Origin of the sequence: Pseudomonas pergaminensis, from assembly GCF_024112395.2 — a bacterium.
GTDB lineage: Bacteria > Pseudomonadota > Gammaproteobacteria > Pseudomonadales > Pseudomonadaceae > Aquipseudomonas > Aquipseudomonas pergaminensis.
Window position 1 is genome coordinate 5,549,219 of sequence record NZ_CP078013.2, and the last position, 20,588, is coordinate 5,569,806.

23 protein-coding genes and 1 pseudogene are annotated in these 20,588 nt (G+C 60.5%); 11 read left to right on the top strand and 13 right to left on the bottom strand.

Features of this window, described 5'->3' with window-relative positions; genetic code table 11:
- Positions 1–21: 21 nt before the first annotated feature.
- Together KUA23_RS25250 and KUA23_RS25255 are read left to right on the top strand one after the other, a co-directional pair.
- Entirely contained in the window at positions 22–318 is a 297-nt protein-coding gene (locus tag KUA23_RS25250; protein WP_010206472.1) for a DUF1244 domain-containing protein, read from the top strand.
- Complete coding sequence (locus KUA23_RS25255; RefSeq protein WP_078050153.1) at positions 311–649, top strand: HopJ type III effector protein; 339 nt, start codon at positions 311–313, stop codon at positions 647–649. The genes KUA23_RS25250 and KUA23_RS25255 overlap by 8 nt, the downstream gene beginning before the upstream one ends.
- 187 nt (positions 650–836) lie before the next feature.
- Here the strand turns inward: KUA23_RS25255 and trxB are convergent, their stop codons facing one another.
- Positions 837–1,799, bottom strand: a complete 963-nt coding sequence (gene trxB, locus KUA23_RS25260) for a thioredoxin-disulfide reductase (protein ID WP_003176041.1) — start codon at positions 1,797–1,799, stop codon at positions 837–839.
- Between the two features lie 283 nt (positions 1,800–2,082).
- Here trxB and cysZ point away from each other — a divergent pair, with 283 nt between their 5' ends.
- From cysZ to KUA23_RS25275, 3 genes are all read left to right on the top strand, one after another.
- Positions 2,083–2,850 (top strand): sulfate transporter CysZ, encoded by a 768-nt coding sequence (gene cysZ / locus KUA23_RS25265; protein WP_078050154.1) that lies wholly within the window; start codon positions 2,083–2,085, stop codon positions 2,848–2,850.
- Positions 2,851–2,904: 54 nt separating this feature from the next.
- Positions 2,905–4,083 carry a glycosyltransferase family 4 protein gene (locus tag KUA23_RS25270; RefSeq protein WP_078050155.1) on the top strand — a complete coding sequence of 393 codons (1,179 nt, stop codon included), beginning with the start codon at positions 2,905–2,907 and terminating at the stop codon, positions 4,081–4,083.
- A gap of 203 nt (positions 4,084–4,286) precedes the next feature.
- Positions 4,287–4,823 carry a hypothetical protein gene (locus KUA23_RS25275; protein ID WP_252993033.1) on the top strand — a complete coding sequence of 179 codons (537 nt, stop codon included), beginning with the start codon at positions 4,287–4,289 and terminating at the stop codon, positions 4,821–4,823.
- 56 nt (positions 4,824–4,879) lie between these two features.
- Here KUA23_RS25275 and KUA23_RS25280 read toward each other — a convergent pair whose 3' ends face one another.
- From KUA23_RS25280 to rplU, 7 genes are all read right to left on the bottom strand, one after another.
- Entirely contained in the window at positions 4,880–5,983 is a 1,104-nt protein-coding gene (locus KUA23_RS25280; protein ID WP_099492591.1) for an NADH:flavin oxidoreductase, read from the bottom strand.
- Between the two features lie 273 nt (positions 5,984–6,256).
- Positions 6,257–6,739: a glutathione peroxidase gene (locus KUA23_RS25285; RefSeq protein ID WP_078050157.1), complete on the bottom strand. Its 483-nt coding sequence runs from the start codon at positions 6,737–6,739 to the stop codon at positions 6,257–6,259.
- A 101-nt stretch (positions 6,740–6,840) separates the two neighbouring features.
- Positions 6,841–7,305, bottom strand: a complete 465-nt coding sequence (locus KUA23_RS25290; RefSeq protein WP_015885841.1) for a CreA family protein — start codon at positions 7,303–7,305, stop codon at positions 6,841–6,843.
- A gap of 15 nt (positions 7,306–7,320) precedes the next feature.
- Entirely contained in the window at positions 7,321–8,439 is a 1,119-nt protein-coding gene (proB, locus tag KUA23_RS25295) for a glutamate 5-kinase (protein ID WP_005791305.1), read from the bottom strand.
- A gap of 111 nt (positions 8,440–8,550) precedes the next feature.
- The gene (gene cgtA, locus KUA23_RS25300) at positions 8,551–9,774 is read right to left on the bottom strand and encodes an Obg family GTPase CgtA (RefSeq protein ID WP_078050158.1); all 1,224 of its coding nucleotides are present in this window, start codon (positions 9,772–9,774) and stop codon (positions 8,551–8,553) included.
- Between the two features lie 193 nt (positions 9,775–9,967).
- Positions 9,968–10,225: a 50S ribosomal protein L27 gene (rpmA, locus tag KUA23_RS25305; RefSeq protein WP_003176049.1), complete on the bottom strand. Its 258-nt coding sequence runs from the start codon at positions 10,223–10,225 to the stop codon at positions 9,968–9,970.
- A gap of 34 nt (positions 10,226–10,259) precedes the next feature.
- Positions 10,260–10,574: a 50S ribosomal protein L21 gene (gene rplU / locus KUA23_RS25310; RefSeq protein WP_007950961.1), complete on the bottom strand. Its 315-nt coding sequence runs from the start codon at positions 10,572–10,574 to the stop codon at positions 10,260–10,262.
- A 239-nt stretch (positions 10,575–10,813) separates the two neighbouring features.
- Between rplU and KUA23_RS25315 the strand changes: the two genes are divergently transcribed.
- The 3 genes from KUA23_RS25315 to KUA23_RS25325 all read left to right on the top strand — a co-directional run bounded on the left by KUA23_RS25315 (position 10,814) and on the right by KUA23_RS25325 (position 12,722).
- Entirely contained in the window at positions 10,814–11,782 is a 969-nt protein-coding gene (locus KUA23_RS25315) for a polyprenyl synthetase family protein (protein WP_057724030.1), read from the top strand.
- 179 nt (positions 11,783–11,961) lie between these two features.
- A complete protein-coding gene (locus KUA23_RS25320) occupies positions 11,962–12,303 on the top strand; it encodes a zinc ribbon domain-containing protein YjdM (RefSeq protein WP_078050159.1) in 342 nt (113 codons plus the stop codon).
- A gap of 161 nt (positions 12,304–12,464) precedes the next feature.
- A complete protein-coding gene (locus KUA23_RS25325; protein ID WP_003194088.1) occupies positions 12,465–12,722 on the top strand; it encodes a PA4570 family protein in 258 nt (85 codons plus the stop codon).
- A 139-nt stretch (positions 12,723–12,861) separates the two neighbouring features.
- Here the strand turns inward: KUA23_RS25325 and bamJ are convergent, their stop codons facing one another.
- On the bottom strand, positions 12,862–13,479 hold the full coding sequence (gene bamJ / locus KUA23_RS25330) for a BamJ family beta-barrel-assembly machinery protein (protein ID WP_078050160.1): 618 nt from the start codon (positions 13,477–13,479) through the stop codon (positions 12,862–12,864).
- Between the two features lie 381 nt (positions 13,480–13,860).
- Here bamJ and KUA23_RS30470 point away from each other — a divergent pair.
- Both KUA23_RS30470 and KUA23_RS30475 read left to right on the top strand, forming a co-directional pair.
- A pseudogene (locus KUA23_RS30470) lies at positions 13,861–14,790 on the top strand (methyl-accepting chemotaxis protein); the annotation flags it as partial.
- A complete protein-coding gene (locus KUA23_RS30475; protein WP_370636473.1) occupies positions 14,782–15,645 on the top strand; it encodes a methyl-accepting chemotaxis protein in 864 nt (287 codons plus the stop codon). The pseudogene KUA23_RS30470 and the gene KUA23_RS30475, both read left to right, overlap by 9 nt.
- Positions 15,646–15,824: 179 nt before the next feature.
- Here the strand turns inward: KUA23_RS30475 and KUA23_RS25340 are convergent, their stop codons facing one another.
- Genes KUA23_RS25340 through KUA23_RS25355 form a run of 4 tightly spaced genes read right to left on the bottom strand, consistent with a single transcriptional unit; the run spans position 15,825 to position 19,923 of the window.
- Positions 15,825–16,193: a glyoxalase superfamily protein gene (locus KUA23_RS25340; RefSeq protein ID WP_100492159.1), complete on the bottom strand. Its 369-nt coding sequence runs from the start codon at positions 16,191–16,193 to the stop codon at positions 15,825–15,827.
- 29 nt (positions 16,194–16,222) lie between these two features.
- On the bottom strand, positions 16,223–17,686 hold the full coding sequence (locus KUA23_RS25345) for an N-acyl-D-amino-acid deacylase family protein (protein WP_078050163.1): 1,464 nt from the start codon (positions 17,684–17,686) through the stop codon (positions 16,223–16,225).
- Position 17,687: 1 nt separating this feature from the next.
- Entirely contained in the window at positions 17,688–18,548 is an 861-nt protein-coding gene (locus KUA23_RS25350) for a MurR/RpiR family transcriptional regulator (protein WP_078050164.1), read from the bottom strand.
- A 25-nt stretch (positions 18,549–18,573) separates the two neighbouring features.
- A complete protein-coding gene (locus tag KUA23_RS25355) occupies positions 18,574–19,923 on the bottom strand; it encodes a GntT/GntP/DsdX family permease (RefSeq protein WP_252993034.1) in 1,350 nt (449 codons plus the stop codon).
- Between the two features lie 248 nt (positions 19,924–20,171).
- Between KUA23_RS25355 and KUA23_RS25360 the strand changes: the two genes are divergently transcribed.
- Entirely contained in the window at positions 20,172–20,552 is a 381-nt protein-coding gene (locus tag KUA23_RS25360) for a lysozyme inhibitor LprI family protein (RefSeq protein ID WP_252993035.1), read from the top strand.
- Positions 20,553–20,588 lie beyond the last annotated feature (36 nt).

A 20,588-nucleotide genomic window follows, 5' to 3' on the forward strand; every position in this document is an offset into this window, starting at 1 on the left:
CCTGAATTGTCAGTGAGCCCTATGAACGACCAACAACGCCTCGAACTTGAAGCCGCCGCCTTCCGCCGGCTGGTGGCCCACCTGGACAGCCGCAAGGATGTGCAGAACATCGACCTGATGAACCTCTCGGGTTTCTGCCGCAACTGTTTGTCCAAGTGGTACAAGGCCGAGGCCGACGAGCGCCAGATTGAGCTGAGCCTCGATGACGCCCGTGAAGTGGTGTACGGCATGCCCTACGCCGAGTGGAAAGCCCAATACCAGAAAGAAGCCAGCGCCGACCAACAGGCCGCGTTCGCCAAAGGAAAAACCCATGACTGATTTGAACACCCTGCGCGCCAGCCTCAACAGCGGCGAACATGTTTTTGCCGATACGCTGGCGTTTGTTGCTGCAGGTTATGAGTACCAGCCCCAAGCCTTCACCAATGGCAACGTGGAAAACGCGGCTGGGCAGAACGAGGGTTCGTGCAAGACCCTGGGCCTGGCGCTGCTGGAAGGCCTGAGCGACCAGGAAGCACTGCTGGCGTTTGGTGAGCATTACCGTTCGGTGGTGGCGACGCCTGAGGGCAGTGATCACGGCAACATCCGTGCGCTGATCGCCCATGGGTTGGCCGGTGTGAAGTTCAGCGCACAGCCCCTGACCCGCCGCTGATTTAACTTGTAAACCCGGTCACTGTGGGAGCCGGGCTTGCCCGCGATAGCGGTGGTAACTGACACACCGCTATCGCAGGCAAGCCAGCTCCCACAGGGGCTGGGTTAACACTTCATGACCTGGGTGTTAGTTAAATTGCGGACATAAAAAAACCGGCCTCTCAGCCGGTTTTTTTATTTCAACAGGTTCAGAACGAAGCGTTCTGCAGGCCGTCGAGGTAACGCTCGGCATCCAGTGCCGCCATGCAACCGGCGCCGGCCGAAGTGATAGCTTGGCGGTAGACGTGGTCGGCCACGTCACCGGCAGCGAAGATACCTTCGATGTTGGTGGCAGTGGCATTGCCTTCACGGCCGCCCTGCACCACCAGGTAACCGTCTTTGGCTTCCAGCACGCCTTCGAACAGCGAGGTGTTCGGGGTGTGGCCGATGGCGATGAACACGCCGTCGACTTTCAGCTCGTCGAAGCTGCCGTCGTTGTTCTTCAGGCGCGCACCGGTCACGCCCATGTTGTCGCCCAGGACTTCGTCCAGGGTGGCGTTGAGCTTGAGGATGATCTTGCCCTCAGCGACACGGGCGTGCAGCTTGTCGATCAGGATCTTTTCGGCGCGGAAGGTCTCGCGACGGTGGACCAGGGTCACGGTGCTGGCGATGTTGGCCAGGTACAGGGCCTCTTCCACAGCGGTGTTGCCACCACCGACCACGGCAACCGGCTTGTTGCGGTAGAAGAAACCGTCGCAGGTCGCGCAGGCGGAAACGCCTTTACCCATGAATGCTTCTTCCGACGGCAGGCCCAGGTAACGGGCGCTGGCGCCGGTGGCGATGATCAACGCATCACAGGTGTACACGCCGCTGTCGCCGGTGAGGCTGTAAGGCTTCTTGGAGAAGTCGACCTTGTTGATGTGGTCAAACACGATCTCGGTTTCAAAGCGTTCGGCGTGCTCTTTCATGCGTTCCATCAACACCGGGCCGGTCAGGCCGTGGACGTCGCCCGGCCAGTTGTCGACTTCCGTAGTGGTGGTCAACTGACCGCCCGCCTGCATGCCGGTAATCAGCAGCGGCTTGAGGTTGGCTCGGGCAGCGTAGACGGCAGCGCTGTAACCGGCAGGGCCGGAACCGAGAATAATCACTCGCGAATGACGGGTATCAGACATGACTCACTCCTATCGACCGCCCGGACTACAAGGCGGCTGGAATAAAAAAGGGACTACGAAGCACTTGGGGAAGGCTTGAACTCGCAGGCCCTGAAAAATAATGGGTGCAGCGTATCGAGGGGGGCAAGATTAAGGAAATACGGAATAACAATCCAGCTCATAGGTGGTCTCTATGCAGTCGGTCCAGTTGATCGACGCGTTTGTTACCGTTGATGTCGCCGCTTTCGTCTCCGATACAAAGTCGGTAAGGTCGGCGCGTTCGTCCCTCTGCTCGGAGTTCTCCATGCCCGCCCCCGCTCTTTCCGGCCCGCAATACCTGCGTGAAGGCCTCAAACTGGTGCTGAGCCCCGGCCTGCGCCTGTTCGTGCTGCTGCCGCTGGCGATCAACCTGGTGCTGTTCGTCGGCTTGATCTATTTCGCCGGCCATCAGTTCGGCCTGTGGGTCGATCATTTGATGCCGACGCTGCCGAGCTGGCTGAGCTTTCTGAATTACCTGCTGTGGCCACTGTTTGTGGTGCTGGTGGTGCTGATGGTGTTTTTCACCTTCACCATGCTAGCCAATATTATCGCGGCGCCCTTCAACGGTTTTCTTTCAGAGAAAGTCGAGGTGGTGGTGCGAGGCACCGATGACTTCCCGGCCTTCAGTTGGGGTGAGTTGATCGCCATGGTCCCCCGCACCCTGGCGCGGGAAATGCGCAAGCTCGGCTACTTCCTGCCACGGGCCATCGGCCTGTTTATCCTGTCGTTCATTCCGGTGGTCAACCTGATCGCTGCGCCGCTGTGGCTGTTGTTTGGCGTGTGGATGATGGCGATCCAGTACATCGACTACCCGGCGGATAACCACAAGCTGGGTTGGAACGAAATGCTCGCCTGGCTGCGCCAGAAACGCTGGCAGAGCATGAGCTTCGGCGGGATTGTTTACCTGGTGTTGCTGGTGCCGGTGGTCAACCTGCTGATGATGCCAGCGGCGGTGGCCGGGGCCACGTTGTTCTGGGTGCGCGAACAGGGTGCCGAGGCGATGGCACAGCAGCAAAAGATAACCCAGTCATAAATCCATCATCTCGATGACACAATGACGACATGGCCCACGGCGACACTGTGGGTCATGACGACAGCCTCGCTTCACATCACCCTCATTACCGAAACCTTCCCGCCAGAGATCAACGGGGTGGCCAATACCCTTGGTCGCCTGTGCGAGGGGTTACGGGCGCGTGGCCATCAAGTTGAGCTGGTTCGCCCGCGCCAAGGTGTCGACCAGAGCCGCCCCAGCGACGACGCGTTATTGCTATGCCGTGGCTGGCCGCTGCCGGGATATCCTGGCCTGCAGTGGGGGCAGTCGTCGATGCACAAGTTACTGCGGCGCTGGACGCGTCAGCGTCCGGACGTGCTGTACATCGCCACTGAAGGGCCCTTGGGCTTGTCTGCCCTGCGTGCGGCCCGGCGCCTGGGGATCAGTGTGGTCAGCGGTTTTCACACCAACTTCCAGCAGTACTCGAACCAATATGGCATGAGCATGCTGAGCCGGATGGTTACTCACTATCTGCGCTGGTTCCATAACCGCTCGACCCTGACCCTGGTACCCAGTGCCAGCCAACGCCTGGAGTTGGAACGCAAGCATTTCGAGCGTCTGGGCATGTTGTCGCGCGGGGTGGACAGCCAATTGTTCCACCCCGCCAAACGCGACAATGCGCTGCGGGAACGTTGGGCACTGAACAGTGAGCAAACCGCCGTGCTCTATGTGGGCCGACTGGCGCAGGAGAAAAACCTGGGGTTGCTCAAGCGCTGTTTCGAGACCTTGCAGGACACCTATCCCCTGCGCCAGATGAAACTCATCATCGTGGGTGATGGCCCGCAGCGAGCGACGCTGGAGAAGGAACTGCCGGAGGCGATTTTCTGCGGCACCTTGCGTGGAGAGGAACTGGCGCGGCATTACGCCTCGGGCGATGTGTTCCTGTTCCCCAGCCTGACTGAAACCTTCGGCAACGTGGTGCTGGAAGCGATGGCATCGGGGTTGGGCGTGGTGGCCTATGACCAGGCCGCCGCGACCCAGCATATCCGCCACGGCTACAACGGCGTGCTGGCGATGCCGGGTGACGAAGGTGCTTTCTGCGATGCCGCCAACTGGCTGCTGGAAGACGCCGAAAGCCTGCGCCGCATGCGGCTCAATGCCCGGCAACATGCCAGCCGGCAAGGCTGGCCGGCGATTATCGAGCAGTTTGAGCAGCAGTTACGAGGTGTGTGCCAAGGAGAGTTCGTTGCTTCGCCGTTACCATCTACACACTGATCCGTCGACAGCGCCAGTCGTCCGCTTCACCTCTAAACGGCTACAACCGACGGCTTACGTGACAGCAATTCGGAATAGGCAATAGGCATTGTCGGAATCGCCGCTATCAAACAGCATATGTCGGGAACGCCGCTCAGATTATGACCACCCATAACACACCTGCCTGGTGAAGGTGGGTACCCCATAATCTGAAAGAGATTTTTATGTCGACACACATCAGCGGAGCAGCGGCTCACAACAATTGGCACTTCAGCACTCCGGCGGCTACGGGCAATCCACTGCAAGCGTCCGAGGCAAACCACCCGCAACAGTGGCATCGCCCGCGCCCATCCCGGCCGGATTACCAACATACCCAGCCAGCCTGGAATCGTCCGCACCGGCCACAACCGAACTATCAGCACACCCAGCCAGGCTGGAATACACCCCATCGGCCACAACCGGACTACCAGCACACCCAGCCAGGCTGGAATACACCCCATCGGCCACAACCGGACTACCAGCACACCCAGCCAGGCTGGAATACACCCCACCGGCCACAACCGGACTACCAGCACACTCAGCCAGGCTGGAATGATCCCTACCCACGTCAACCGGATTACGACTATGCACAACCCGGTAGGGACTATCTGCAGACCACATCAAGGCCTGTACCGACACAGCCCGACTATGATGACGTCTACCGGACGCCCTATGCCGAGCGACGGCCTCTACAACCACGCCACCGCTTGAGCAACCGCTGAAATAAAGGGCCGGGTATCGACATACCCGGCCCATCTCCAGCGCCCAACGGGCCTTATCAGACCAACGTGGTCAACGCCTCACGGCTGAACGGCAGGATGTCGCCCTCGCGGCCTTCGCGCACCTTCAATGCCCAATCCGGGTCCACCAACAGGGCACGGCCCACGGCCACCAAGTCAAACTCGTCGTTATTCAAACGCTCCAGCAGTTTTTCCAGGCTGGCTGGCTGCGCGACCTTGTCGGTATTGACCATGAACTGCAGGAACTCACCATCCAGGCCAACGCTGCCCACGGTGATAGTCGGTTTGCCGGTGAGTTGACGGGTCCAGCCAGCCAGGTTGAGGTTGGAGCCTTCGAATTCCGGCTCCCAGAAACGACGGGTGGAGCAGTGGAAAATGTCCACGCCCGCGTCAGACAACGGCTTGAGAAACTCTCCAAGCGCCTCGGGGGTTTGCACCAGGCGCGCGGTGTAGTCCTGCTGTTTCCACTGGGAGAAACGGAAAATAATCGGGAAGTCCGGGCCGACCGCGGCACGGGTAGCCTGGATCAGCTCGATAGCAAAGCGCGAACGGTTGGCGAGGCTGCCGCCATATTCGTCGGTACGCTGGTTGCTGCCTTCCCAGAAGAACTGGTCGACCAGATAGCCGTGGGCGCCGTGGATCTCCACGCCGTCCATGCCAATGCGCTGGGCGTCCTTGGCGGCTTGGGCGAAGGCGTTGATGACCTCCTTGATGTCTTGCTGGGTCATGCCATGCACGACCACGTTACCGTCCTTGAGCTTCTCCATCGGACCGTAGGCCGGCACGCTGGCGTCAGGCTCGGTGCCGATGCGACGTACGCTGCCCACGTGCCAAAGCTGTGGAACGATCTTGCCGCCTTCGGCATGCACGGCGTCGACCACCTTTTTCCAGCCGGCCAGCGCGGCCTCACCGTAAAAGTGCGGGACATTGGGGTAGCCATTGGAGGCCTGGTGGCCGACCACCGTGCCTTCAGTGATGATCAGGCCCACGCCTGCGGCGGCGCGGCGACGGTAGTACTCGATCACTTTGGAATTGGGCACGCCGCCAGGGGAGAACGAGCGGGTCATCGGCGCCATGACGACGCGGGTCGACAGTTGCAATGCACCGAGCTGAAAGGGTTTGAACAAGGCTTGGACGGGCATGGGAGCACTCCACGGAAGACGGGATTTATGACGTGGATAATATGGGGAGCGCAAAGCCCTGGGTAGCACTATTGATCTGGGTGATTAAGGGGTAAAAGTGGCACGACCTGTTGCCGCTAACCTGTAGTGAGCGGGCTTGCCCCGCGCTGGGTGGCGAAGCCGCCCCAGAAAAAAACGCCGCGTTCTGTCTAGAAATGCGGCGTCTGATTTTAGGGCGGCTTCGCCACCCAGCGCGGGACAAGCCCGCTCACCACGAAAGCCTCCTGGACGTCTTCAGGCCAGGGCTTTTTCGATGGCCTGGACGATCGTCGGGTCATCTGGCGCGGTGCGCGGGGAGAAGCGTGCGAGCACTCGCCCATCCTTGCCCAACAGGAATTTTTCGAAGTTCCAGGTGATATCCCCAGGAAACTCGGCACCCTCGCCCGCCAGCAGGCGGTACAGCTGATGACGATCAGGCCCGTTGACCTCAAGCTTGCTGCCCAACGGGAAAGTCACCCCGTAGTTCAGGCTGCAGAACGCCTGGATCTCCTCCTCGGTCCCCGGCTCCTGGCCTGCAAACTGGTTGCACGGCAGGCCGAGCACGGTAAAGCCCTGGTCCTTGTACTGCTGGTAGAGGTTTTCGAGCGCGGCGTATTGCGGGGTCAAGCCACATTTGGAGGCCACGTTGACCACCAGCACAACTTGCCCCTTAAAGGGCGCCAGCGGCAGCTCTTGTCCGTCCAAAGCTTTGAGTTTCAGGTCGTGGAAAGCACTCATGACGAACTCCAGATATCCCATGTTCTTCGCATTGCGGTGCTTCGAGATTACAACCCGCAAGCCTGCAATCATAGACGCCGATTGCAAAACTCGCCTGCGAGTTACTGAGCGGTCGGCCAGGGCAAAATCGGAATGGCCGTGACGGCATTCTGCGGGCTGCCTTCGATCAGGCGGTCGCTGTAGACCAGGTACACCAGGGTATTGCGCTTCTTGTCGAGGAAGCGCACCACCTGCATGGTCTTGAACACCAGCGAGGTGCGCTCCTTGAACACTTCGTCGCCGTCCTTGAGCTCACCCTTGAAGCGGATCGGGCCCACCTGACGGCAGGCGATCGACGCTTCGGCACGGTCTTCGGCCAGGCCCAGGCCACCTTTCACGCCGCCAGTCTTGGCGCGCGACAGGTAGCAGGTCACGCCGTCGACCTTGGGGTCGTCAAAGGCTTCAACAACGATTCGGTCGTTGGGGCCGACAAACTTGAACACCGTCGACACCTGACCGATTTCCTCGGCCGAGGCCAACAACGGCATGGCCAGCAGCAGGCCGAGCAATCCCTTCATGACACGCATTGTGTATTCCTTTGGTTAGACCAGGATCAGGTTATCGCGGTGAACCAGCTCCGGTTCGGCCATGTAACCCAAGAGTCCGACAATCGCATCGGACGATTGTCCAATGATTTTCTGTGCTTCGAGGGCGCTGTAGTTAGCCAGGCCACGGGCGATCTCACGACCGTCCGGCGCTACGCACACCACCATCTCGCCACGGCGGAAACTGCCCTGCACCAGCTTGACGCCCACCGGCAGCAGGCTCTTGTTGCCTTGGGACAATGCCGACACCGCACCCTCGTCCAGCACCAGCGTGCCACGGGTTTGCAGATGACCGGCCAGCCACTGTTTGCGCGCCGCAAGCATGCCGCGTTCCGGCGACAGCAGCGTGCCGATGCGTTCACCGGCCTTGAGGCGGTCCAGCACGCGCTCAAGGCGCCCGCCGACGATGATGGTGTGCGCGCCGGAACGTGCGGCCAGGCGCGCTGCACGCAGTTTGGTCTGCATGCCGCCACGGCCCAGGGCACCGCCGACGCTGCCGGCCACAGCGTCCAGCGCCGGGTCATCGGCACGAGCCTCATAAATAAGCTGGGCATCGGGGTTGTTACGCGGGTCGGCGTCGAACATACCGTCACGGTCGGTGAGGATCACCAACAGGTCGGCTTCCACCAGGTTGGCAACCAGGGCGGCCAGGGTGTCGTTGTCGCCGAAGCGGATTTCGTCGGTGACCACGGTGTCGTTCTCGTTGATCACCGGGATGACCTTGAGCTCGACCAGGGCGCGCAAGGTGCTGCGGGCATTGAGGTAGCGCTTGCGGTCGGACAGGTCGTCGTGGGTCAGCAGGATCTGCGCCGTGTGGCGGCCGTGCTCGGCGAAGCTGGATTCCCAGGCTTGCACCAGGCCCATCTGGCCGATGGCGGCGGCGGCTTGCAGTTCGTGCATCGCGCTGGGTCGCGCGGTCCAGCCGAGGCGGCTCATCCCGGCGGCAACCGCCCCGGACGACACCAGCACCAACTCAACACCGGCCTCATGCAAGGCCACCATCTGCTCGACCCAGACGCTCATGGCTGCGCGATCCAGCCCCTTGCCATCCGCCGTCAGCAACGCACTGCCGATCTTTACGACCCAGCGCTGCGCACCTGTCACTTTGCTCCGCATCATCTTCAACCTTAGATTGAGGGCTGCGCGACCCAGCGCGGCCCATAACGTTAAACCCGGATACTAAAACGCCGCTCTATAAGGAGCGGCGTTCAAGTTTATCGCAACGGATCAGTCACGCACGTAAATGATTTCCGGACCGTCTTCATCATCCACGTCTTCTTCGTCCCAATCATCGTCACCGATGTCGTGGACCGACTTCACGCCGCTGCGGCGCAAGGCACGCTGATCGTCCAGGGCCTGTAGCTGGGCGCGGGCTTCGTCTTCGATCTGCTGGTCGAGCTCGGCGAGTTCGGCCTTGAAAACCGGGTCGGCCGCCAGGCGATCGGCGCGGTCTTCCAAGTAACGCATGATGTCGCGGGTCAGGCGCTCGGTGCCTTCTTTGGCGATGGCCGAGATCACGTAGACCGGACCGGTCCATTCCAGGCGATCAACGATTTCCTTGACGCGCTCCTCGTGCTCTTCTTCGAGGATCTGGTCGCACTTGTTCAGCACCAGCCAACGATCACGCTCGGCCAGGGCCGGGCTGAACTTGGTCAGTTCGCTGACGATCACTTCGGCGGCGTCCGGTGCGCTGGTGTCATCCAGCGGCGCCATGTCTACGAGGTGCAGCAGCAAACGCGTACGCGCCAAGTGCTTGAGGAAGCGAATCCCCAGGCCGGCGCCATCGGAAGCGCCTTCGATCAGGCCGGGAATGTCGGCGATCACGAAGCTTTTCCAACGGTCGACGCTGACCACACCCAGGTTGGGTACCAGGGTGGTGAACGGGTAGTCGGCAACTTTCGGCTTGGCGGCCGACACCGAGCGGATGAAGGTACTTTTACCAGCGTTTGGCAGGCCCAGCAGGCCCACGTCGGCGAGTACTTTCATTTCCAGCTTGAGGTCACGCTGCTCGCCCGGCTTGCCTGGCGTCGTCTGGCGTGGCGCACGGTTGGTACTGGACTTGAATCGGGTGTTACCCAGACCGTGCCAGCCGCCCTGCACAACCATCAGCTTCTGGCCGGCCTTGGTCAGGTCGCCGATGACTTCCTGGGTCGCGGAGTCGATGATCGTGGTGCCGACCGGTACGCGCAGTACCAGGTCCTCGCCTTTTTTACCGGTGCAGTCGGTGCTGCCACCGTTGGAGCCACGCTCGGCATCAAAGTGCCGGGTGTAACGGTAGTCGACCAGGGTGTTGAGGTTCTCGTCGGCCATCATGTAGATGGAACCGCCGTCACCGCCGTCACCGCCGTTGGGGCCACCGTTTTCGATGAATTTTTCGCGACGGAAACTCATGCAACCGTTACCGCCGTCGCCTGCTTTTACTCGGATGGAAACTTCATCAACGAACTTCATAACAAAACGCCTCTCGCCGCACGGACGAGCTTAAGAAACCAAGACATAAGACTCTTGCAAAAATGAGCGCAGCGACCTCAATCAACGACCGCACATCCAGCGCTTGAGCCCATCACAAACAGCTTTGCAAGAGACTCACCCCACAAACGAAAAAGCCCCGTCGCAAGACAGGGCTTTTCCAGCGATCTCGCAATTAAGCTGCGACAACGCTCACGTAACGGCGGTTGAACGCGCCTTTTACTTCAAACTTGATCACGCCTTCGATTTTCGCGAAGAGGGTGTGATCTTTACCCATGCCTACACCGTAACCGGCGTGGAATTGGGTGCCGCGCTGACGCACGATGATGTTGCCCGGAATGATTTTCTGGCCGCCATACATCTTAACGCCAAGGCGTTTGGCTTCTGAGTCGCGACCGTTACGGGTACTACCACCAGCTTTTTTGTGTGCCATGAGTCAATTCTCCTAGTGAGGAATTAGGCTGAAATTAAGCCTGAATACCGGTGATTTTGATCTCGGTGTACCACTGGCGGTGGCCCATACGCTTCATGTGGTGCTTACGACGACGGAACTTGATGATGCGGACTTTATCGTGACGACCTTGGGAGATCACTTCAGCCACAACGGTAGCGCCAGCAACAACTGGAGCGCCGATGTTCACGTCATCGCCATTGGCGACCAACAGAACGCGATCAAAAGTAACGGATTCGCCGGTAGCGACTTCCAGTTTTTCGATCTTCAGGTATTCACCTGGGGCGACTTTGTATTGCTTGCCACCAGTAACAATTACTGCGTACGACATGGTATTTCTCCGATAATCCTGCTCACCCAGCGCTTTATAAGAAGAGGTATTGGCTGGCATGGCTGCATGGGATGGACGTCCCGAATGCAATTGCGTAAGGCAGGTGCTGCCCAGGAAGTTCAGGGTGCGCGATTGTACGCAAGGCAACGGGGTGTTGCAAGAGGCCGTCTATCGCGCCTTGACACTACGGGGCCTGGGTCCTAGCATGCCGCGCAACCCTTCTGGAGCGACTGTCGCTGATGCAACCCCAAGCTTTCTACCGCGCGGTCGCGGACGATTTTAGCGCCGTCGACGGCATCATCAAGCAGCAGCTGACGTCTAAAGTGCCGCTGGTCTCCAAAATTGGCGACTATATTACGTCGGCGGGCGGTAAACGCCTGCGTCCTTTATTAGTGCTGCTGTGCGGCAAGGCCCTGGGTCGCGAAGGCGATGACCTGCGCCTGCTGGCGGCCACTATCGAATTCCTGCACACCGCCACCCTGCTGCATGACGACGTGGTCGACATGTCCGGCATGCGCCGTGGCCGCGAGACCGCCAACGCCATGTGGGGCAACGCACCCAGCGTGCTGGTGGGCGACTTCCTGTATTCGCGCTCGTTCGAAATGATGGTTGAACTCGGCTCGATGCCGGTGATGAAGATTCTTTCACAGGCCACCCGCATCATCGCCGAGGGCGAAGTGTTGCAACTGTCGAAGGTCCGCGACGCCAGCACCACCGAAGAAACCTATATGGAAGTGATTCGCGGCAAAACCGCGATGCTCTTTGAAGCCTCCACCCACAGCGCCGCTGCGCTGTGCGGCGCTACGGCCGAACAGGCCGAAGCCCTGCGCACCTTTGGTGACCACCTGGGCGTGGCGTTCCAACTGGTCGACGACCTGCTCGACTACAAGGGCGACGCCGAAACCCTTGGCAAGAACGTCGGTGACGACCTGGCCGAAGGCAAGCCGACCTTGCCGCTGATCTACACCATGCGCGAAGGCACGCCGGAACAGGCTGCCCTGGTGCGCAAGGCGATCCAGAAAGGCGGGATCGAAGACCTGGAGGCCATCCGTGCCGCTGTCGAAGCGTCGGGCTCCCTGGAGTACACCGCGCAACTGGCACGCGACTACGTGGCCCGTGCAATCAAATGCCTGGAAGCCCTCCCCGCCAGCGAATACCGGGATGCCCTGGTTGAGCTGAGTGAGTTTGCGGTCGCGCGTACTCACTGATCCCGCACTGATTAATGTGGGAACTGGCGTGCCTGCGATGACGGTAGTGAACTCACCATCGCTATCGCAGGCACGCCAGCTCCCACGTTTAAAGCGCATTACCAACTGAGCGCCCGCGCTCGCCGCAAAACCCTATATAATGTGCGACTTTTAGCCATCCTGACTCTCAAGGAGCTTTAGTGAGCACGTTGCCACCCTGCCCGAAATGCAATTCCGAATACACCTACGAAGACGGCGCCCAGCTGATCTGCCCGGAATGCGCCCATGAGTGGTCCGCCAATGGCGAGGCCGAAGCAGCCAGCGACGACACCGTGAAGAAAGATTCTGTGGGCAACGTCCTGCAGGACGGCGACACCATCACCGTGATCAAGGACCTCAAGGTCAAGGGCACTTCCCTGGTCGTCAAAGTGGGCACCAAGGTCAAGAACATCCGCCTGTGCGACGGCGACCACGATATCGATTGCAAGATCGACGGTATCGGCCCGATGAAGCTCAAGTCTGAGTTCGTGCGCAAAGTCTGAACCTGCTACCTCCATCCCGCGCCCGCCGCGGGATGGCGTTTCGCCCTCTCCATTGATCGAACGCAATATCCACACAGAAAAAACCAGAAACCGCCAATAGGCACTTGCTATTCTACGAATAAGAATTATTCTCATTGAAACCCATCAAGGAGATGCGACCCATGACTTATTTGATAGATGCCTGGCTGGACCGCCCACACCCTTACCTGCGGATCTTGCATCGGGAAACCGGCGAAGTCTGTGCAGTACTGGAAGAAGAAGCGCTGAACGAATTGCAGGACCAAGGCGACCTGGACGTCAACGGGCTGAGCTCGAGTGAACCTGGGGTGTTGAAGGAGGTGGTGCGTAATCTGTTTCTGTTTTGCTATGCCCGAGCGTTGCGCCCGGCGACGGAGCTGAATGGCAAGTTCCATCCATGAGCGAGGTTGAATGCACCTGCTTTATGTGGGAGCTGGCTTGCCTGCGATGGCATCAACTCGGTAAGACATCAGACCGAGTCGCCGGCATCGCGGGCAAGCCCGGCTCCCACATAAAGCCAGGCGCAGTAATCAGCAGGTCTTACAGAACGTCGAGCAGCTCGACGTCGAACACCAGGACGCTGTGCGGCGGGATGCTACCAACGCCTTGAGCGCCGTAAGCCAGTTCGCTAGGCACGTACAGGCGCCATTTGCTGCCGGCATTCATCAGTTGCAGGGCTTCGGTCCAACCGGCGATCACGCCGCCTACCGGGAATTCTGCAGGCTGGCCGCGCTCGTAGGAGCTATCGAACACAGTGCCGTCGATCAGGGTGCCGTGGTAGTGAGTACGCACTTGGTCTTCACGGGTCGGCTTGGCGCCATCACCTGCGGTCAGCACTTCGAATTGCAGGCCGGAAGCCAGGGTAGTGATGCCATCACGCTTGGCGTTTTCAGCCAGGAACGCCAGGCCAGCGCCTGCCGCTGCTTCAGCCTTGGCAGCCGCTTCGGCTTGCATGATTTCGCGGATCACCTTGAAGCTGGCAGCCATTTGCTCTTGGTCTACGCGGCTTGGCTGGCCGGCGAACGCATCGGTCAGGCCGGCCAGGATCGCGTCCAGGCTGACGCCCGGTGGTGGGTTGTCGCGCAGTTGGTCGCCCAACTGACGGCCGATACCGTAGCTGACGCGGGTTTCGTCGGTGGACAGATTAACTTCGGACATGAAGAGGCTCCGCTGTAGGACAACACTGGTTTCCCCGTGCTACCCAAAACTAAAAGGGCCAGCAGACTAGCACACAAGCCCCGCCCATGATCAGCCCCCTCCACGGCCACTGCGGTAGCGCACTTTGTCATCCGGGACAAAATAGCATTTCAGATTCACCTCCTGCCGCCGATACAGCCCTACACAGCAGCTGGCTCCAAAATCAATAACCGTCCAGCACACCCCATCATTCTTGCGGAGCATTCGATGAATAGCTGGTTCGGTAACATCAGCGTCAACCTCAAACTGGGACTGGGCTTCGGCCTGGTACTGGTCCTCACATCTATTCTGGCACTCACTGGCTGGACCAGCCTGGGCGGCCTGATCGACCGTAGCAACTGGATGAGCGACATCACCCAGCTCAACGCGTCGCTGACCAAACTGCGCATCGTGCGCCTGCAATACATGCTCGCCAACGGCGACGAAGCCGTGGCCCAGAACGTACAGACCAACCTGGATGCCTTCGCTGCCCAGCAACAAAATCTCCTGGACAGCTTCAAGAGCCCGGAGAACCTCAAGCTGCTCAATGAGCAGAAATCCATCATCACCGCTTACCAGCAATCGCTGAACAAAATGCGCGAGGCTTACCGTAACGGCAATGCCTCGCGCCAGGTGATGGGCGACAAGGCCGATATCGCCAACGCACAAATCGACGCGTTGGAAGCCAGCGTGAAGCAAATGCCCGACAGCTCGGAGCACCTGGCCCAGTTCCAGGCCGTGGCCGACGCCAAGATGCAGTTCCAGTTGGCCCGCTACGAAGTGCGCGGCTACACCGGTAACGTCAACCCGGAGACCGAAGCGCGCGCCGCCGCACAGATTGAAAAAGCCATCGCCGGCTTGAAAGGCCTCAGCACCGCCTTTGGCGCCAGCCAGCAAAGCGCACTGACCGCCCTGGAAACGGCTCTGGGTGCCTATCGCAGCGCCGTGCAGAACTACAAGGCAGCCAACGCCAACATCGTCACCGCCCGTGCCGAGATGACCACCCAGGGTGCCGATATCGTCACCATCAGCGACAAGCTGTACGAGATCCAACTGACTCGCCGCGACACCGAAAGCGCCCAGGCCCGTAGCCTGCAGTTGATCAGCACATTGCTGGCCCTGCTGGTGGGCATCATCGCCGCACTGGTCATCACCCGCCAGATCACTCGCCCGATCCAGGACACCCTGGCCGTGGTGGAGCGCATTGCCTCCGGTGACTTGAGCCACAACATCCAGGTCACGCGCCGGGACGAACTGGGTGTGCTGCAACAAGGCATCCAGCGCATGGGCACCACCCTGCGCGAGTTGATCAGCGGCATCCGCGACGGCGTGACCCAGATCGCCAGCGCCGCCGAAGAGTTGTCGGCCGTGACCGAGCAAACCAGCGCCGGCGTCAACAGCCAGAAGATCGAGACCGATCAGGTCGCTACGGCGATGCACGAAATGACCGCCACGGTGCAGGAAGTCGCCCGTAACGCCGAGCAAGCCTCACTGGCGGCAGCCGATGCCGACGGGCAAGCCCGCGCAGGCGACAAGGTGGTGGCTGAGGCCATCGCCCAGATCGAGCGCCTGGCCGCTGAAGTGGCACGTTCCACCGACGCCATGACCCACCTGCAACAAGAGAGCAACAAGATCGGCAGCGTGATGGACGTGATCAAGGCCGTGGCCGAACAGACCAACCTGCTGGCCCTCAACGCAGCGATTGAAGCAGCGCGTGCCGGTGAAGCCGGTCGTGGATTTGCTGTGGTGGCTGACGAAGTGCGCGGCCTGGCCCAGCGCACGCAGAAATCCACCGAGGAAATCGAAGGCCTGGTTGCCGGCTTGCAGAACGGTACCCAGCAAGTGGCCAATGTGATGAACAACAGCCGCAGCCTCACCGACAGCAGTGTCGAGCTGACGCGCAAGGCGGGTGTGTCGCTGGAGAACATCACCCGAACCGTGTCGAATATCCAGTCGATGAACCAGCAGATCGCCGCCGCCGCCGAGCAGCAAAGCGCCGTGGCTGAAGAGATCAGCCGCAGCATTGTGAATGTGCGGGATGTGTCGGAGCAGACCGCTACGGCGAGTGACGAGACGGCCAAGTCGAGTGTTGAACTGGCGCGGTTGGGGAGCCAATTGCAGCAGATGGTCAGTCATTTCCGGGTGTAATAAAACGCCTGAAACCCCTTCATGTCGGTCATCGTTCGGTCTTGGCGTGGTGACATGACCAGCGTTAATATCGGCTTGCAGGTCGAATGCGCCGTTTGAGATCGCAACCCCAGCCACTAACTGGGTTTGCAAAAAAAACCGCCCTACCAAGGCGGTTTTTTTTGCCTGCGATTTACCCCTCAGCCCTCGCCTTCCTCGACAAACACCAAGCGGTTCCCAAACGGGTCCTTGATGCTCATCTCCCGCGATCCCCAAGGCGTTTCCTCAACCCCGGGCTTGGCATACCGATAGTCCTTGCTCGCCAACTGCTGCTGATAGGCGTCCACGCCTTGCGCCTGAATTCGCACCGCCGCACCCGGCGAGGCATCACCATGATGCTCCGTCAGATGCAACACACAGTCGCCCAACGACACCTGCAGATACAGCGGAAAATTGGCCTCGAAACGATGCTGCCAATCCACCTTGAATCCCAGGAAGTCGACGTAGAATTCCAACGCCTTGGCCTCGTCGAAGATCCGCAAGATGGGGGTGACTTTTCCTAAGTGCATGGCAACCGCTCCGTCTAAATAAGCGTCCACTATAGAGACGAAAACCCCCGACGCAAATCCCCACTGCGCGCCAGGAAACGACCCGGCCGCTGACCATTCGCCTGCCCGTCGCTGTAGCTCAACACCCCGTTGACCCACACCCCATCGATGCCCTCGGCCGCGCGTTGCGGTTCCTTGAAATCCGCCACATCGCGCACGCGCAACGGGTCGAACAACACCAGGTCGGCCCAGTGCCCTTCGCGGATTTCACCCCGCTCCGCCAGGCCAAAACGCGCGGCAGAAAGGCCCGTCATCTTGTGCACGGCGGTATGCAATGGGAACAGCCCGACATCGCGGCTGAAATGCCCCAATACCCGTGGAAATGCACCCCACAAACGTGGATGTGGAAACGGGTCCTCGGGCAACCCATCCGACCCGACCATCGACAACGGATGCGCCAGGATCCGTCGCACATCCGTTTCATCCATCCCGTAGTACACCGCCCCTGCCGGTTGTAGCCGCCGTGCGGCGTCCATCAACGAAACATCCCACTCAGCGGCAATATCCTGCAAATCACGCCCGCCCATCGCCGGGTGCGGCGTCGACCAGGTGATGGTGATCCGAAAGGCGTCAGTCACCTGCTTGAGATCCAGGGTCGAAGAACTCGCCGCATAGGGGTAGCAATCACACCCCACGGGATGGGTTTTAGCCGCCAGTTCCAACGACGCCAACAGCTGCGGGCTACGCCCCCAGTTACCGGCGCCGGCACATTTGAGGTGGGAAATGATCACCGGCGCCTTGGCATGCCGGCCGATCATGAACGCCTCGTCCATCGCCTCAAGCACCGGCTCGAATTCACTGCGCAAATGAGTGGTGTACACCGCACCGAATGCGGTGAGTTCTTCACTCAGTTGCAGCACTTCATCGGTCTCGGCGTTGAATGCGCTGGCGTAGGCCAGGCCTGTGGATAAACCGAGGGCGCCGGCTTCGAGGCTCTCGTGCAACTGCGCGCGCATGGCGGCGATTTCATCCGCCGAGGCGGTGCGGTGCAGGTCGTCCATATGGTTGCTGCGCAACGCGGTATGGCCGATCAACGCCGCGACGTTCACCGCCGGATGCGCGTTCTCCACCGCCGCACGGTAATCGGCAAACCGCGGGTAACTGAACGCCTCACGCGTGCCCAACAGGTTCATCGGGTCTGGCGGATCACTGCGCAAGCTCACCGGCGACGCACTGATGCCGCAGTTGCCGACAACCACCGTGGTCACGCCCTGGCTGAGCTTGGGCAGCATCTGCGGATGGCGGATCACCACCGTGTCATCGTGGGTGTGCACGTCGATAAAACCCGGCGCCAGCACGCGCCCCGCCGCTTCGACTTCATGCTCGGCCACCGCCGCCGACAAATCGCCAATCGTCGCGATGCGCCCATCGCGCAATCCCACATCGGCCACATAGCCCGGGGTGTTGCTGCCATCAATGATCAGCGCCTGGCGTATCAGCGTGTCGTACTTCATATCAGTCTCCAAGCGGCAGGCTGTCTGGGCCTCCGCGATAATCGTCCAGGGCCAGCTTGATGCGGCGCAGGCGTTCCTGGTTGTCGTCCGGCAGGGCCAGCGCCAGCTCAGTGGCGAGCAGGTCGATGGCCAGCAGCATGCCGTAGCGGGCCGCCGTGGGTTTGTAGATAAAGCTGGTTTCGGCCGGTTGCAGGGGCAGCAGTACATCCGCCAACTGCGCCAAGGGCGAATCCGCCAGGGTGATGGCGACAATGCGCGCGTCGTAATTGCGCGCCAGTTCCACCACGTCCAGCAGCTCCGGGGTCAGGCCGGTCAACGAACACACGATCAGCGCATGCTCCGGCCCCAAGGTGGCGGCCGTGACACGCATCATCACCGGGTCATGACTGGCAGCAATCGGATAGCCCAGGCGTACCAGGCGCACCTGCAGCTCGTCGCTGCACAGGCTCGATGGGCCGCCCATGCCGAATGCGTGGATCATCCGCGCCTTGCCCAACAGGTGGACCGCATCGATGAAGCTCGCCTGGTTGAACCCCGACAAGTGTTGACGCAAGGTCGCTTCGATATCCCCCAGGATCTGCCGATGAAACGCCGACTGCTCCGGCAACCCCGCAGGGTCAAGGAAGCGACTGCCCACCCCACTCGCCTGGGCCAATTGCAGGCGCAGGTCGCGCAAGTCCCGGCAACCGACGCTGCGCGCGAACCGCGACAAGGTGGCCGTGCTGACCTCGGCCCGTTGGGACAATTCTTCCAGGCTGGCCGACGCGGCAAATCCCACATCATCAAGCATCAGCTTGGCGATACGCCCTTCGCCGGCGCTGAACGAATCCTGGCGGGCGCGGATCTGGTAGAGAATGTCCATGGGGTCTCCGGGTTACAAATGAGGCTCATAAAACAAGAGACAGGCCGTAGGTGAGACCGAAGGCCACCACAGAAATCAAAGTCTCCAGCACGGTCCAGGTCTTGAAGGTCTGGATCACCGTCATATTGAAGTATTCCTTGATCAGCCAGAAGCCGCCGTCATTGACGTGGGAAAAGATCACCGAGCCCGCACCGGTGGCCAGCACCAGCAATTCGGGGTGTGGATAACCCAGGCCCATGGCGACCGGCGCCACCACGCCGGACGCGGTGGTCATGGCAACGGTCGCCGAACCCGTGGCAATACGCATCAACGCGGCAAACAGCCAACCCATCACCAGTGGCGACAAGTGGAACGCGTGGGCCAGGCCCAAAATTTCGTTAGTTACACCGGCGTCCACCAGGATCCGGTTCAAGCCGCCCCCCGCCCCCACCAGCAAGGTGATACTCGCGGTCGGCGCCAGGCATTCATTAGTGAACTTGAGGATCGACTCGCGGTTGAAGCCCTGCGCGATCCCCAAGGTCCAGAAGCTCACCAATGTCGCCAACAGCAGCGCAATCACCGAGTTGCCGATAAACAGCAGGAACTGGTTGAAACCGGTACCGGGCGTGGAGATCACGTTGGCCCAACCGCCGATCATCATCAGCACCACCGGCAACAGGATGGTGCCCATGGTCAGTGTGAAACTTGGCAAGCGTGTACGCGGTTCGCGCTCGATGAACTGGCGTTCCAGCGGGTTCTCCGCTGGCAGGTGAATGCGCGGCACGATGAATTTGGCATAGACCGGGCCGGCAATGATCGCCGTAGGAATGCCGATCAGAATCGCATACAGCACGGTCTGCCCCACCGACGCGTTATACGCCAGCACCGCCATCATCGCCGCCGGGTGCGGTGGCACCAGCGCATGCACCACCGACAGACCGGCGACCATCGGCAAACCGACCATCAGGATCGACACGCCTACCCGCCGTGCCACGGTAAAGGCGATCGGCACCAGCAACACAAAACCAACTTCGAAAAACAGCGGCAGCCCCACCAGGAAGGCGATGCACACCATGGCCCAGTGTGCGTTGCGCTCGCCAAACCGATTGATCAAGGTGCGCGCCACCTGCTCGGCACCGCCGGACTCGGCCATCATCTTGCCCAGCATGGTACCCAGCGCCACGACCAGGGCGATATGCCCCAGGGTCTTGCCGACGCCTGCTTCGTAGGAACCCATGATGGTGTCCGCCGGCATCCCGGCCATCAGCGCCAGGCCGATGGATACCAGGGTGATGACGATAAACGGATTGAGCCGGTAACGTGCAATCAGCACGATCAAAGCAATGATGGCGATGGCAGCGTATGCCAATAGCCCGAAGCCCGGTGATGCGGCCATGCGGTACTCCTCGGAAAGGGTCACGTCGAATTGGTTGTGAAACTCATAAATCATTACCAAGGAGTATTTTCAAATTCTATGAAAGTAATTTTCGCCCTCGGACAAGCGCTGTCGCACTGGGGTATGCCCGACAGGTGTGGATGAAAATTCGAGGGGTGTTCTTACATGAAGATCAGACGATGCCGGAAACTCAACGGGCGCCATTGAGTCTTAGAATGCGCCCCCACTCATGCCCAGGAAAACCGACCATGATTCGCACCTCCCTTGCCGCCAGCGCCCTGTTTCTTGCCCTGTGCAGCACGGCCTCTGCCGCCGACAACGCCGCCCTGAAAAAATGCATGGACAGCGCCAACACAACCGCCGACATGGTCAGTTGCAACGCCAAGGAAGCCAAGGTGCAGGACGCGCGCCTGAACAGGGCCTACAAGACCGCCCTCGCCGCCCAGGAAGGCGCGCGCAAGCAGCAACTGCAGGACGTTCAGCGCCTGTGGATAAAATACCGTGACGCCAATTGCGGCTTCGCCGGCTCTGCCACCGGAGGCACCATCGACCAGGTCAACGGCTCCGGCTGCGTGCTGGACATGACCCAGACCCGCGCCCAGGAACTCGAAGACCTGGTCGGGCCATAAACGCCCCCTGTGGGACCCGGATTGCCGGCGATGGCG